The sequence below is a fragment of the Clostridiaceae bacterium HFYG-1003 genome (assembly GCA_024579835.1).
Lineage (GTDB): Bacteria > Bacillota > Clostridia > Clostridiales > Clostridiaceae > JG1575.
In genome coordinates, this window is the sequence record CP102060.1 from 1,128,788 (window position 1) to 1,142,252 (window position 13,465).

A 13,465-nucleotide genomic window follows, 5' to 3' on the forward strand; every position below is an offset into this window, starting at 1 on the left:
GGACCCATGAGCATCACGGATCCACAAACAAAACAATATCTCCGGGAAATCGCCGCGCTCAAAGGCGACCCCAGGCTCACCGCCCTCGAAGAGTATGCCTCGCGCCGCTTCATTCCCATCATCCACAAGGAAGCGGCCGATTGTCTGCTCTATTTTTTGCGTACGCAGAAAGCCGGACGCGTTCTGGAACTGGGTGCAGCCATGGGGTACTCCGCCATTGTCATGGCCGGAGCATCCCCTGAAATAACGATCGATACCATTGAGCGGGACCCCGGCATGATTGCCCTGGCCCGGCAGAATATCAAGGCCTTCGGTCTGGATGATCGCATCACTCTGCACGAGGGGGACATCCTCCAGGTGCTGGACGATCTGACCGGTCCCTATGACTTTGTCTTCATCGATGCCGGCAAGAGCCATTATCGCGAGTACCTGGAAAAAATTTTGCAGCTGATCTCACCCGGGGCGATGATCATCTGCGACAACATTCTGGTTCGAGGTCTGATTGCGCACGAAGGCGTGGAGCGCAAGCACTCCACCATTATCATGAACATGCGGCAGTTTATCGAGGAGGTTTCTCAGGACGAGCGGTTCCATTCCATGGTGCTGCCGGTGGGAGACGGACTTCTCATTATCAAATGTAAGGAATAAGCGATGAATCGAAATACGAAACCTGAACTTCTGGCTCCAGCCGGAAGCCTGTCCAAATTAAAAGTTGCGATCGACTACGGCGCCGACGCGGTCTACCTGGGCGGAAACCGCCTGAATCTGCGGGCTTTTGCCGACAATTTCTCCGATGCGGAGATGCAGGAAGGCATCGAGTACGCTCACAGCCGGGGGCGCAAGGTCTACATGACGCTGAACGTGTTCCCGCACAACGAAGATCTCGAGGGGCTGGAGGACTACCTGCGCAGCGTCCGGGACCTGGGCATCGATGCCCTGATTGTGTCGGACCCGGGCATCATCATGACCTGCCGGGAAGTCATTCCCGAGATGGAGCTCCATCTGTCCACCCAGGCTAACAACGTCAACTACCGTTCTGCCATGTTCTGGCACCAAAACGGAGTGAAACGGATCGTTCTGGCCCGGGAGCTGACCCTGGAGGAAATCCGCGATCTCATTGCCAGAACGCCGGATACGCTGGAAATTGAAGCCTTTGTGCATGGCTCCATGTGCATGGCCTACTCCGGCCGCTGCCTGTTGTCCAGCTACATGGTGGGCCGTGACGCCAATCGCGGCGAATGCGCCCAGCCCTGCCGCTACAAGTACTACCTGGTCGAAGAAAAGCGGCTGGATCAGCCGATGGAAATTCTCGAAGACGAACGGGGCACCTACATCATGAACTCCAAGGACCTGTGCATGATCCAGCACATTCCCGAGCTGATGGAATCCGGCATTGTATCCTTCAAGATCGAGGGCCGGATGAAGTCTGAGTATTATGTCGCAGCCATCGTCAAGGCCTATCGCGCCGCCATGGATGCCTATCTGGCCGACCCGGCCAATTACCGCTATGACCCCAAATGGATGGAACTGCTGGAAAAGGTCAGCCACCGCAAGTACCATACCGGCTTCTACTTTGGCCGCGGCAACTCGCAGATCTATGAATCCTCGACCTATGTCCGGGATTATGACATCGTCGCTGCCGTTGTCCGCCGGGAAGCGGACGGACGCTATTTCATGCATGAGAAGAACCGCATCTTCCCCAATACGGAAGTGGAGGTGCTGCGCGCCAAAGGCGATGTCTTCCGGACGACGCTCACCAATTTCCGGGATGTAGAGGGCAGCCCCATTGAAGTAGCCAACAAGGCGGCCATGTATTTCAGCTGCGACTGCCCGGATCAGCTGGAAGCAGGGGATCTGATCATTCAGACCACCGGCGAAGTGAAATACGTGTTTTAAGCAAAAGGGGGGTCACAGGACCGCCCTTTTCCTGTAAACTGAAAAGGAAAGCAAGGCTTCCAGAAGCCGCCGGAATGGGCTGAGGCCAACCTGAATTGGCCGAAATTCCGTTCCAAATCAGCCTGATGAGGGGATGTAACAATGAAGAAACCAGTCTTAATCGGAATAACCGGCGGCACCGGATCAGGGAAAAGCACGGTAGCCAACGCCATCTATAACAGCTTCGGTGAAAAATCAATCTGCATGATCTCACAGGATTCCTACTATAAAGATCAGAGCCACCTGTCCTTCGAGGATCGGGTGAAAACCAACTATGACCACCCGATGGCCTTCGATACGGATCTGCTCATCGATCATCTGCAGCGTCTGCTGGCCGGCCAGCCCATCGAAATGCCCACCTATGACTTCACCATCCATAACCGGACCAAAGAGGTCAAAATCGTTGAACCCAGGGACATCATCATTGTGGAAGGCATCCTGGTTCTGGATGACAAGCGCCTGCGCGATCTGCTGGATATCAAGATCTATGTCGACACCGATGCCGATATCCGGATTCTGCGTCGTCTGGTGCGGGACATCGAGGAACGCGGCCGTTCCGTGTCCTCTGTCGTAGACCAGTACCTGTCGGTGGTTCGCCCCATGCACATGCAGTTCACCGAACCGTCCAAGCGCTATGCGGACCTGATCATCCCGGAAGGCGGCCACAATAAAGTTGCCATCGATGTCATGGTGCGCTCAGTCAAAGCCCTCATTGAAGATTAGACCTGCCACTCACAAATTCCACTGACCTAAGAGAAAGCCCGTAAACCTTCGTGCTGAATGGTTTACGGGCTTTCTCTGCTGAATCCGAAGGGGATATCCCGGATGCGGTTATTCTGACAAATCGGTCTCCGGAATTTTGGTCACATCAACCCAGCGACTGTGGGGAATGAACTGATCGAGCTGGGACATGGTCATCTCGACATGGCTGTTGGCGGAGCCGGCAGCCGGATATACCGAAGGGAAGCGCCGCAGGGATTCATCCAGGTATACCTGTACGCCTTCGGGCACGGCGAAGGGGCAGACTCCGCCGGCGGCGTGTCCCGTCAGTTCTTCGGTCCGCTCGAAGGGCAGCATTTTCGCCTTGGTTCCAAACGTATCCTTGTACTTTCGGTTATCCACTCTCGCATCGCCTGCTACGACGACCAGCACAACGCTTTCCCCGACAAAAAACGACAGGGTCTTGGCAATGCGGCATTCTTCCGTACCAATCGCCCGGGCGGCTTCCGGTACCGTACCGGAGGATTCCTCCGTTTCCTGAACGATCTGATCCAGACCGTATTCTCTTAAAAAATATTCCTTTACTCGTTCAACGGACATGTCATTTCCTCATCTTTCCTCACGCGATGTCTGCACCGGACGATTGTCATGGAATCGCTCCGATCGGGCATCGGTTCGTATCGTTCTACCCCTGATTATAGGCAAGTCGGACTGAAAGGGCAATCATCCGCTGATCTTTTCGAAGGGGCAGACGCCAGACTGACTATTGCGACGATTCAGGAGTCGGGCACATCCTGCTTGCCTGGAAAATGATGTCTTTCACCGGTGGGATTCATTTCCGCCAATAAAGCAACGAAGCAGGCAGCGAAACTCCCATCAAGCGGGATGGGACTCAACCCAACACCGATCGAAGGGGATGGATCCACAGGACACTGATCGAAGAAGATGGCTTCACTGGACACTGATCGAAGGAGCTGATGTTCAGACTGTATGAGAAGTTGACTTCAAACCATAATTTCGAGAGTAGATTCTGAAGGAGGAAGTCATTGTGGAGAACAGATTTCATGAACTGCTGACGGCGTGCAGGGGGCGGGGAGTATCAGATATCCTGCTGCGGGAGGATGACGTACTGCATTACCGGCTGCGGGATGAAATATTGCCTGGGACGGGCTGTGTCGGCCGGGAGCTTATGCAGTGGCTGTTTGCATCGATCAGTCCCGGGGAACGGGTGCGGGAGGGGAATGGCAGTCTGGACTCGGATCTGGCCTATGAGTATAAAGGACGATATCGGATCAACCGATATACCTCAGAGGGAAAGCTTTGTGCCACGATCCGGATCATTAAGGATCAGATTCCGACCTTGACCGAGCTGGGCGTAAATCCAGGGCTGCCGGACCATCTGGCATCGCGTCGGGGGCTAAGTCTGGTGGTAGGGAAAACGGGTTCGGGCAAGAGTACTACCATGGCAGCCGTGCTGTCCGAGCTGCTGCGGGTCCGCCCCTGGCACCTGATTACCCTGGAGGACCCGGTGGAATATCGGCTCGATCCGGGGAAGGGACTGGTCACTCAGCGGGAATCAGGACGAGATTTCCTGACGTTTCAGGAAGGTATTCGCAGTGCGCTGAGGCAAAGTCCGGATTTCATGATGATTGGTGAAATCCGGGACACGGCCAGCATGCGGGCGGTCCTGGAAGCCGCGGAGGCAGGCATCGGAGTCATTGCCACGCTGCACTCCCTGGGCGCGGGGACGACTCTGGCAAGAATCCTGCAGATGTTTCCCGGATCCGAGCGGGATTTTGTCCGGTTCCAGCTGGGCGAGACCATCAATTTCATTCAGAGTCAGATTCTGCGAAAAAACGAAAACGGCATGGAACTGGATTATGAACTGCTGCTGGGAACTCAGGCTGTTCGCAACACAATATCTGAGGGACACTTCAATCAGCTGGAAAATTTGATTTTCCTGGGTCAGCGCCAGGGCATGAGGGGATTTCAAACCCCGAACGATCGAAACCAGGGAGCGAAATTGAACCGCTAATATCCTGAATTTGTCAGTGATTTCATTGTTAAAGTCATCACCAGCTGGGAACTGTGGTATAATAAACCTTGGTTTACCGGATTCTTGAATCGGTGACTTTTTATTTCTTTAAAAGAGGGGATCCAATGGAATTTCTGGGAAGAGCTTTTATAAGCCTGATGCATATTATCAACTATCTGGCGGTAGCCGTTTCATCATATTATATATTTCTGACACTGTTTTCACTGTATCAGAAAAAGCGTAAACAGCTGGAAGACGGTAATCGGAGATTTGCCGTTGTCATCGCCGCCCATAATGAGTCTCAGGTGATCCGGCAGAGCGTCGAATCCTGCCTGAGGATGGACTATCCCAAAGAGCTGTTCGATGTCTATGTGATTGCAGACAACTGCAATGATAATACCAAAGAAATCGCTTCTCAGGCCGGCGCGGCCGTCTTTGAGCGGTTCAATAAGACAGAAGTCGGGAAGGGATATGCCCTGCAGTGGTTTTTCGACCAGCTGCTGAAAATGAATAAGGGTTATCGGACCTGTGTGATCCTGGATGCCGATAATCTGGTTCACCCCTCATTCCTGAAGGAAATGAACAAGAAGATGAACCAGGGTTACAAAGTTGTTCAAGGGTACCTGGATTCGAAAAACCCGGATGATACGTACCTGACAGGCTGTATTTCCATGGAATTCTGGATCTCCAACCGGATGCTCAAGCTTTCCCGGGACAATCTGGGGCTGTCCGCTCAGCTGGGTGGAACAGGCTTTGCCGTCGATACGGATATTCTGGAGCATTACGGCTGGGATGCGACCTGTCTGACGGAAGATCTCGAGTTTACCTGCAAGCTTTGCCTCAACGGTTACAAGGTCGGCTGGGCGCATGAAGCCATTATCTATGATGAGAAACCATTGACCATGGCAGCCAGCTGGCGCCAGCGCAAGCGCTGGATGCAGGGATTTGCCGACGTCTTTACCCAATATTTCTTCCCGTTAATGAACAAAGGGATCCGGACCGGAAGCATGATCATGATTGACTGTGCCTTTTACTCCATTCAGCCGATCCTTCTGATTATATTCGGGATCAGTGCCGGTTACGGCATCCTGTACAATCTCTACTATCTGCAGGATACCATTCGGCAAATGGCTTTACTGAATCTGGGTCGAATCTTGTCCCTGAAGGAAATGCTCTATGCCGCCGGACAGATTCTGCAGCTGCTGCTGATCCCGTTCATTCTGTGGCTTGATAAGAAACTGAGCCTGCGCAATCTGATGTACTATGCACTCCTGCCGTTGTATATTCCCACCTGGATGCCCATTGCCATCCTGGGAATTCTCCACAAGAACCGAAAAGAGTGGGATCATACGGAACATGTCCGGGCAATCCACATCGACCAGATCGATAAGGTCTGATCAGCGGGTTCGGGCAGAAAAAGCCAGACGAATGTGACTTAATGGTATTACTTAATAAGTACCTGATCAAACCTAAGGCGTGCTCCAAAGGGTAAGAAAGAGTGTAAGCAGGTGTCCGATTCCCGATTCAGGAATTTGCCGCCTGCTTTTTTAAAAACTTATGGTCTAAATTTATGAAAGTATTTTCATTCCGTGACTGAACCATGTATAATGGGATTATTAGCACGTTTACAGCCATTTTGGTTAACATATTTATTTATACATCAACTAAATCGACTGATTGGAGGACAAAGGGGGAGTTTTATGGCAATGGATCAATTTTTAACCGGTCTCGATCTGGGATCGTATTATATCAAAGCATCCGCCATCACCGGACGGAACGGGGACATTATATTTTCAGCTTACGGTGAATCGCACGGGATAGAGGATGGACAGGTGACCGATTCAGTACGCCTCCTGTCATCCATTCGCAGTGTACTGCGCCAGCTTGAAATCAAGACCGGAGCGCCGGTGACCGACGTTTTTCTGAACGTTGATACGGCTTACACCAGACAGGAGTCAAGCAGAGGATCTGCCGGACTCAAACAGGGTACGGTCTCTGAAAAAGACATGCTCAATGCAGTAAAGAGTTCCATGCGGGTGGCCAAAACCTCGGAGGAACGGATCTGTGACGTGCTGATCGGTGACTACAAGGTGGACGGCGTCGGGTATGCCAATCCCGTCGGAGCCAAGGGCGGTCTCATTGACGTTACATCCCAGACGATTCTGTGTGATGAGTCAACGCTGGAAGGCCAGGCCAGAGTCCTGGACAATGACGGAATCCGCGTCATCGGCACCGGGCTGTCCGTGCACGGCATGGCCAATCTTATGATGACCAGAAGCCAGCGGTACCACGGAGCGCTCCTGATCGATTCCGGCCACCGCAAAACGGACCTGGTTGTGCTGAGAAACAACCGGATTGTTTACTCGGAAACCATCCCTCTGGGGGGGCGCAATATTACCAAGGACTTATCCATTGTTCTGAAAATCAGCATGAATGAAGCCGAAGAATTGAAAAAGCAGTTCGGCACCGGCCAGCTCAGCAAGAACCATCCCAAGTTCGACCTGATCCGGGAAGTCGTATCCGCCCGGGCCACGGAAATCGTCGGATTGTGCCGCAAAGCTTTCCAGAATTATCCGCAGTGGAATGAAATTGATATGGCTCTGGTCTACGGCGGCGGACTTTGCGGGTTTGCTCAGATCGAGGAACTGGTAGAAGATGGGATTCCAATATCCACAAATTACATTACATCTGATATAATCAAGAGCGACGACATTTTTTCCCTGAATGCCACTGGCGTAGCTTATAATATGATCCATGAGCTGCAATCGGTGCTTATTGCACAGATGTGGGAAAAAGAGGAGGAGCTGGAAGAAGCGGATGAATCCGCCGGCGCCTACTTCTCCGTATTTGACAAGGTCCGCCAGAAGGCGACAAAGTCCGTGAAAGATATCATCCGGCTGGATGAGGAAGACGAAGCGGTCGAACCGACGCGCCGTCCCAAAACTCATGATGATTTCAGGAAAAAAGCCAGCGAAAACAGTTTCGGCACAAAATTAAAAAAATTATTCGGAATAGAATAGGGGGATTAAGGATGTTAGATTTTGATCTTGAAGTAACAGGCCCGGCAAATATAAAAGTAGTTGGATGCGGCGGCGGCGGAAACAATGCGGTTAACCGCATGATCATGGAAGGACTTGCCAACGTTGACTTTATTTCAGTCAACACGGACAAGCAGGCGCTGTCCCAGTCCAACGCGTCACATAAAATCCAGATCGGTGAAAAGCTCACCAAGGGTCTTGGCGCAGGAGCCAATCCGGAAATCGGACAGAAAGCGGCGGAAGAGTCCAAGGAAGAAATTGAATCCGCACTCAAAGGGGCCGACATGGTCTTTATAACGGCCGGTATGGGCGGCGGAACCGGAACCGGTGCTGCACCCATTGTTGCGGAGATCGCAAAATCCATGGGCATCCTGACCGTGGGCGTAGTTACCAAACCCTTCCATTTCGAAGGAAAAGCCAGAATGAAGAATGCCGAAATCGGCATTGAAAACCTCAAGAGCAAAGTGGACTCACTGGTTACCATCCCCAATGAGCGCCTGCTTCTGATTGTCGATAAGAAAACTTCCTTCAAGGAAGCTTTCCGCAAGGCGGATGAAGTCCTGCACCAGGGCGTTCAGGGAATCACTGACCTGATCACAGACAACGGACTGATCAACCTGGACTTCAATGACGTTCGCGCCATTATGCTCAACCGCGGCGTTGCCCACATGGGCGTCGGCTACGGCAAGGGCGACAACAAGGCAACGGATGCCGTCAAGGCTGCCATTTCCTCCCCGCTGCTGGAAACCTCCATCAACGGAGCAACAGGCATTCTGCTCAATGTTACGGGCGGAGAAGACCTGTCCCTGCTGGAAATCAATGAAGCGGCCGAAGTCGTCAAGGAAGCCGCTGACCCGGATGCCAACATCATCTTTGGTGCGGTCATCGATCCAGAACTGAATGACGAAGTCAAAATCACGGTTCTCGCAACCGGATTCGAAAAGGATTTTAAGTCCCAGAAGGCGCAGGTCTCCGAGAAGAAGGAAGAGGCCAAGCCCTTTGCCGCCAAGCCGGCAGAACGGGCAGAAGCTCCGTCCTACCGCAGTGAATCATCCTACCGGGATGAATCCAGACGGCCGGAACCAACCTATCGTCCGGAAGAAGAAGAGGAAGAACAGATCGAAATCCCTGCATTCCTCAGAAATCGCAGATAACAAGCATCACTTTGGATCCTGACCATCGATAAGAGGGAGTAAGGAATATGAAATGCCCTTATTGCGGTTACCTCGAGAGCAAAGTCATTGATACCAGACCGACTGAAGATGGATCTTCCATCCGCCGCCGGCGCGAATGCCTGGACTGCACCCGACGGTACACGACCTACGAGAAAGTTGAAACATTACCGATCCTGGTCATCAAGAAAGATGAATCCAGAGAACCGTTTGATAAGAACAAGATCATCAGCGGCCTGGTGCGGGCGACTCAGAAGCGTCCGGTGTCCATGCAGCAGATGGAGAATCTTGCCGACGACATTGAGCGCAGCATCTCCAATAAAATGATCTCGGAAGTCACCACGGATGAAATCGGCAACATGGTGATGGAGCGGCTGAAAACCGTGGACGAGGTGGCATATGTTCGCTTTGCTTCCGTGTATCGGCAGTTCAAGGACATCAGTACTTTCTTCGAGGAGATCAAATCCCTGATGGGGAAAGAAATGGATCCAATGGAATAAGAATCCCCCTGAAAATCACCGGCTGACGCATCAGCCGGTGATTTTCCGTTTCAAAGGGTTTTGAACGGGGCATCTGCCCGAGAAATCTTGTTAAAAAAAGGTTAAGTGCGCAGGAAGCGTTGGTAAAATGCCAGTCGGTATGATAACTTAAAGCTAGAATAACAGGAGGATCCCACCATGGCAGAAAAAATACTCATCATTGACGATGAAGAACATATTATTGAACTGATCCGTTATAATCTGGAAGCATCCGGTTATACGACGAGTTCAGCCGGCAACGGCATTGACGGCCTCATGCTGGCAAAACAGGAGAAACCGGATTTAATTCTTCTGGATCTCATGCTGCCCGGACTGGACGGACTGGAAGTCTGCAAGCGGATGCGCTCAGACGACCAGCTTAAGTCCGTCCCCATTATCATGCTCACCGCCAAGTCCGAGGAAATTGACAAAATTCTGGGTCTGGAACTGGGCGCTGACGACTATATCACGAAGCCTTTTTCTGTTCGGGAACTGACGGCCCGCGTCAAAGCAATGCTGCGCCGGGCGAACCCACAGGAACCGCAGGCTGACATTCTGCGGTTCAGTGATGTAGAAGTGGATTTCCTTAAGCATGAAGTCAAGAAGAACGGAATCAAGGTCGAACTGACCCTCAAGGAATTCGAACTGCTTGATATCCTGATAAAGAACAATGGAAAAGTACTGACCCGCGACGTCCTGCTGGATAAAATCTGGGGCTATGAATACGTTGGGGAAACCCGGACGGTCGATGTCCACATCCGCCATCTGCGCCAGAAGCTGGAAGAGGATGACAAGAATCCCCGCCATATTGAGACGGTGCGGGGAATCGGCTATCGCTTCAACAACGACGAAACGCCGTGAAAACCAGGTTTCAGATCGCGCTGATCGCACTGAGCGCGTGTCTTGCCATAGGTGCATCGGGTTTTTTCTATTTTTTCGGTCGAAACCAAATCCATCAGGCAGAGCAAAACCGGCTGTTAACCTCGGCCCGACAGGCCGCCGCAAGCTACGATGGTTCTAATTTTCCGGAGTTGACCAGGACTCTGTCCGAACAGGGAATTCATGAATTTGTGCTCAGGGACAGCCAGATGGTGGCTTCCACGGAAGGCGCACCGATTCCGATTCTGACCAGCGAGACCTTATTGCGCCTGTTGGAACAGCCCCAGGGAAGCTCCATTCTGGTCAGTGGCGAGACTTCCTATCTGGCAGCATTTGCCACGACTTCTCAAGGGGAACGAATCATTCTGGCAGAACAGGCAAATCGAATTCAGTCGAGTCTGGCTGCTTTGCGCAATGAAACTCTGATGTTAGGAATAATTCTGGTGTTGCTGGGAGCGGGTCTGACGTTGTACCTTTCCCGGAATCTGGCAAAGCCCATTGATCAGCTGACGCTGGCCACTCAGCGCATCGCCGAGGGGGAACTGTCTTACCGGGTTCAGGTCAATGAACTGACGGATCTGGAGCCACTGGCAAATCATTTCAATACCATCGCCGACCGTCTGGAAGGAACAATCCTGGATTCCATGAATCATCAGAACCAGCTGGACGCGATTCTTGGTTCCATGAACTCAGGCGTCATTGCCGTGGATCAGAACAACCGGATCATCATCTTCAATGCCTTTGCCCGCAAAATCTTCGGGATCTACAATGAAGCCATCGGCAAGGACATCCACAGCGTGATCCGCAATACAGATCTTGATCAGATGCTGACCCTGTCCGACCAGTATCAGGAACTGACTTTGAAGCGCACCGGAACGGTCGTCCGCTTCAAGACAACGGAACTGATCACGGATCGGAATTTTCACCGCGGCAAAGTGACCGTACTGTCGGATATCAGCGATCTGAAGAAACTGGAGCAAATGCGCAGCCAGTTTGTGGCCAATGTTTCCCATGAACTCAAAACACCGCTGACCTCCATCAAAGGATTTGCCGAAACCTTGCGCGATGTGGAAAATCCAGCGACACGCAATAAGTTCCTGGATATCATCGATCAGGAAACCGAGCGGCTGAGCCGGCTGATCGAAGATATCTTATCCCTGTCCGCCATTGAGAATCAGGAACGCCGGGGCACCGAAATCATCGATGCTGTGGAAGCCACCGTTTCCGGTCTGCACTTGCTGGAAGTTCAGGCGAAGAACAAGAACATCGACCTGTCGCTGACTGTAAAAGGCGAGCCCGCATTTTTAGGAGATGACGATCTCTATCGGCAGATGCTCATTAATCTGGTGGAGAATGCCATCAAATACTCTGAAGCGCATGCCAAAGTGAAGGTGCGTCTGGAGGAAGAGCAGGACATCATTGTGCTGTCTGTGCAGGATACCGGTCCGGGCATTCCGGAAGAGCACCTGCCGCGGCTGTTTGAACGGTTCTACCGCGTGGATCAGGCTCGAGACCGGGCCAAAGGCGGAACCGGCCTGGGGCTGGCCATTGTCAAGCATATAGCCATCTCATTCGGCGGCTCAATCCAGGTCCAGTCCACCGTCGGAGAAGGCACGACCTTTCTGGTTCAGCTTCCGTCCTACCGTAAACCAAACCGGTCGCCAGGAACTAAAATTCAGGCCATTAAATTCAATGGTTAAACCCAACAGACTGGCGAGCTTGTCAGTCTGTTTTTCAATGACGCAGTGAACCGGTTGAGCTATCTTGCTGTTCAATCCAACGGTTCATTGGCAATGGTACACTCACTTGAAAGCCATTACCTGTCTTTCGCCCTGTACGGGTCCCATAAGAGGGATCCAGGACAGAAAGCTTTGAACTTAACACATTCCTAACAGGAGCAAAACAATTCCAAAACAAGGATGGCTTATCATTGGATTTGTGAGAAAAACACAGTAGAAACGAAATGAGCTGAAATATCAGGAGGAATGAATTAATGAAGAAGAATCGAATTGCAGCAATCCTCGCGTCATGCGTCGTTGCAGCCACAGTAGCAGGATGTACTCCAGCTGCCAATAATACCACTGCCGGCGGAACCACTCCAGGAACCACCGAGGGAACTACAACTTCGGCTCAGCTGACCGGAAAAATTGAAACGGATGGATCGTCCACGGTCTTCCCGCTGTCCGAAGCTGTCATCGAAGAGTACGTCAAAGTTCAGCCAAAGCTGACTGTAACGGCGTCCCCCTCCGGATCTTCAGCGGGGATTGAACGCCTGATCAATGGAGAAATCGACATCGCCGCTTCTTCCAGAAAAATCAAGGACCAGGAAATTGAAACAGCCAAAGCCAAAGGCATTGAGATCGTAGAACTTCAGGTCGGCATCGACGGAATCGCAGTAGTTGCCAATAAGAACAACCCGGTGAATGAAATGACCTTCGAAGACCTGAAAGCGATCTTTGGCAAGGATTCGGTCTTAAAGACCTGGAAGGAAGCCAATGCGGCATTCCCTGATGTTGCGCTGTCCTTGTTCGCTCCTGGTACTTCTTCCGGCACCTATGAGTATTTCACGGAGAAAGCCCTGGAAACGAAAAATGAGCAGAGAGCCTCTGATGTTCAGGTATCAGAAGATGACAATGTACTGGTTACCGGTGTTGCCGGATCCGAAGGCGGTCTTGGTTACTTCGGATTCACCTACTACGAAGAAAACATGGATAAGCTCAAGGCAATGAAAATCAATGGGGTGGAAGCGACTAAGGAAACGATCCTGGACGGAACCTACCCGCTGGCTCGCCCAATCTTCCTTTATGTCAGCAAGAAAGCGGTCGCCGAAAAGCCGGAAGTTAAGGATTTCCTGACCTTCTACCTTGACAATGCGATCCAGCTGGCCGAAGAAGTGCAGATGGTACCGGCTACCCAGGCCACCATTGATGCTTCCAAAGCTGCTCTTACCAAGTAGTATTCATGTTCCCTGACTCCCATCAGTCTACATACTCTCGGGACCCTGCGGGGTCCTTTTTTTCTGGATTTGAAACCCGCTCGGAGAAAATATCAGATCCGGTCCAAAGGAACTGCTGAGAGGGAGACATTTTTGAGAAAAGCAGGGGAAACCGCAGGATCAGCGGTATTCCAAATGAACCGGAAGTGTATTAAACTTAACCTAAGCTTAAC

12 protein-coding genes are annotated in these 13,465 nt (G+C 51.8%); 11 read left to right on the forward strand and 1 reads right to left on the reverse strand.

Annotated elements, in window-relative coordinates:
- Positions 1-6 precede the first annotated feature (6 nt).
- From NQU17_05165 to udk, 3 genes are all read left to right on the forward strand, one after another.
- A complete protein-coding gene (locus NQU17_05165) occupies positions 7-648 on the forward strand; it encodes an O-methyltransferase (protein ID UUM12951.1) in 642 nt (213 codons plus the stop codon).
- Positions 649-651: 3 nt separating this feature from the next.
- A complete protein-coding gene (locus tag NQU17_05170; GenBank protein ID UUM12952.1) occupies positions 652-1,896 on the forward strand; it encodes a U32 family peptidase in 1,245 nt (414 codons plus the stop codon).
- A gap of 141 nt (positions 1,897-2,037) precedes the next feature.
- Positions 2,038-2,658, forward strand: coding sequence for a uridine kinase (gene udk / locus NQU17_05175; GenBank protein UUM12953.1), 621 nt, complete (start codon positions 2,038-2,040; stop codon positions 2,656-2,658).
- A gap of 108 nt (positions 2,659-2,766) precedes the next feature.
- Here the strand turns inward: udk and NQU17_05180 are convergent, their stop codons facing one another.
- On the reverse strand, positions 2,767-3,255 hold the full coding sequence (locus tag NQU17_05180) for a YbaK/EbsC family protein (GenBank protein UUM12954.1): 489 nt from the start codon (positions 3,253-3,255) through the stop codon (positions 2,767-2,769).
- Positions 3,256-3,703: 448 nt separating this feature from the next.
- Between NQU17_05180 and NQU17_05185 the strand changes: the two genes are divergently transcribed.
- The 8 genes from NQU17_05185 to NQU17_05220 all read left to right on the forward strand — a co-directional run bounded on the left by NQU17_05185 (position 3,704) and on the right by NQU17_05220 (position 13,253).
- Entirely contained in the window at positions 3,704-4,690 is a 987-nt protein-coding gene (locus NQU17_05185) for an ATPase, T2SS/T4P/T4SS family (GenBank protein ID UUM12955.1), read from the forward strand.
- Between the two features lie 125 nt (positions 4,691-4,815).
- On the forward strand, positions 4,816-6,087 hold the full coding sequence (locus tag NQU17_05190) for a glycosyltransferase family 2 protein (GenBank protein UUM12956.1): 1,272 nt from the start codon (positions 4,816-4,818) through the stop codon (positions 6,085-6,087).
- A 303-nt stretch (positions 6,088-6,390) separates the two neighbouring features.
- Positions 6,391-7,710, forward strand: coding sequence for a pilus assembly protein PilM (gene pilM, locus NQU17_05195; GenBank protein ID UUM12957.1), 1,320 nt, complete (start codon positions 6,391-6,393; stop codon positions 7,708-7,710).
- Positions 7,711-7,721: 11 nt separating this feature from the next.
- On the forward strand, positions 7,722-8,882 hold the full coding sequence (ftsZ, locus tag NQU17_05200) for a cell division protein FtsZ (protein ID UUM12958.1): 1,161 nt from the start codon (positions 7,722-7,724) through the stop codon (positions 8,880-8,882).
- 47 nt (positions 8,883-8,929) lie between these two features.
- On the forward strand, positions 8,930-9,400 hold the full coding sequence (gene nrdR / locus NQU17_05205) for a transcriptional regulator NrdR (GenBank protein UUM12959.1): 471 nt from the start codon (positions 8,930-8,932) through the stop codon (positions 9,398-9,400).
- Positions 9,401-9,577: 177 nt separating this feature from the next.
- Complete coding sequence (locus tag NQU17_05210) at positions 9,578-10,279, forward strand: response regulator transcription factor (GenBank protein ID UUM12960.1); 702 nt, start codon at positions 9,578-9,580, stop codon at positions 10,277-10,279.
- A complete protein-coding gene (locus tag NQU17_05215) occupies positions 10,276-11,997 on the forward strand; it encodes an ATP-binding protein (protein ID UUM12961.1) in 1,722 nt (573 codons plus the stop codon). The genes NQU17_05210 and NQU17_05215 overlap by 4 nt, the downstream gene beginning before the upstream one ends.
- A 293-nt stretch (positions 11,998-12,290) precedes the next feature.
- Complete coding sequence (locus NQU17_05220) at positions 12,291-13,253, forward strand: PstS family phosphate ABC transporter substrate-binding protein (GenBank protein UUM12962.1); 963 nt, start codon at positions 12,291-12,293, stop codon at positions 13,251-13,253.
- The last annotated feature ends 212 nt before the right edge of the window (positions 13,254-13,465 follow it).

Excerpts from the sequence above, each read along its gene's own strand:
- pilM (UUM12957.1), top strand. The coding sequence starts at position 6,391 with ATGGCAATGGATCAATTTTTAACCGGTCTCGATCTGGGATCGTATTAT.
- NQU17_05190 (UUM12956.1), top strand. The coding sequence starts at position 4,816 with ATGGAATTTCTGGGAAGAGCTTTTATAAGCCTGATGCATATTATCAAC.
- NQU17_05210 (UUM12960.1), top strand. The coding sequence starts at position 9,578 with ATGGCAGAAAAAATACTCATCATTGACGATGAAGAACATATTATTGAA.
- udk (UUM12953.1), top strand. The coding sequence starts at position 2,038 with ATGAAGAAACCAGTCTTAATCGGAATAACCGGCGGCACCGGATCAGGG.
- NQU17_05165 (UUM12951.1), top strand. The coding sequence starts at position 7 with ATGAGCATCACGGATCCACAAACAAAACAATATCTCCGGGAAATCGCC.
- NQU17_05170 (UUM12952.1), top strand. The coding sequence starts at position 652 with ATGAATCGAAATACGAAACCTGAACTTCTGGCTCCAGCCGGAAGCCTG.
- NQU17_05220 (UUM12962.1), top strand. The coding sequence starts at position 12,291 with ATGAAGAAGAATCGAATTGCAGCAATCCTCGCGTCATGCGTCGTTGCA.
- nrdR (UUM12959.1), top strand. The coding sequence starts at position 8,930 with ATGAAATGCCCTTATTGCGGTTACCTCGAGAGCAAAGTCATTGATACC.
- NQU17_05180 (UUM12954.1), bottom strand. The coding sequence starts at position 3,255 with ATGTCCGTTGAACGAGTAAAGGAATATTTTTTAAGAGAATACGGTCTG.
- ftsZ (UUM12958.1), top strand. The coding sequence starts at position 7,722 with ATGTTAGATTTTGATCTTGAAGTAACAGGCCCGGCAAATATAAAAGTA.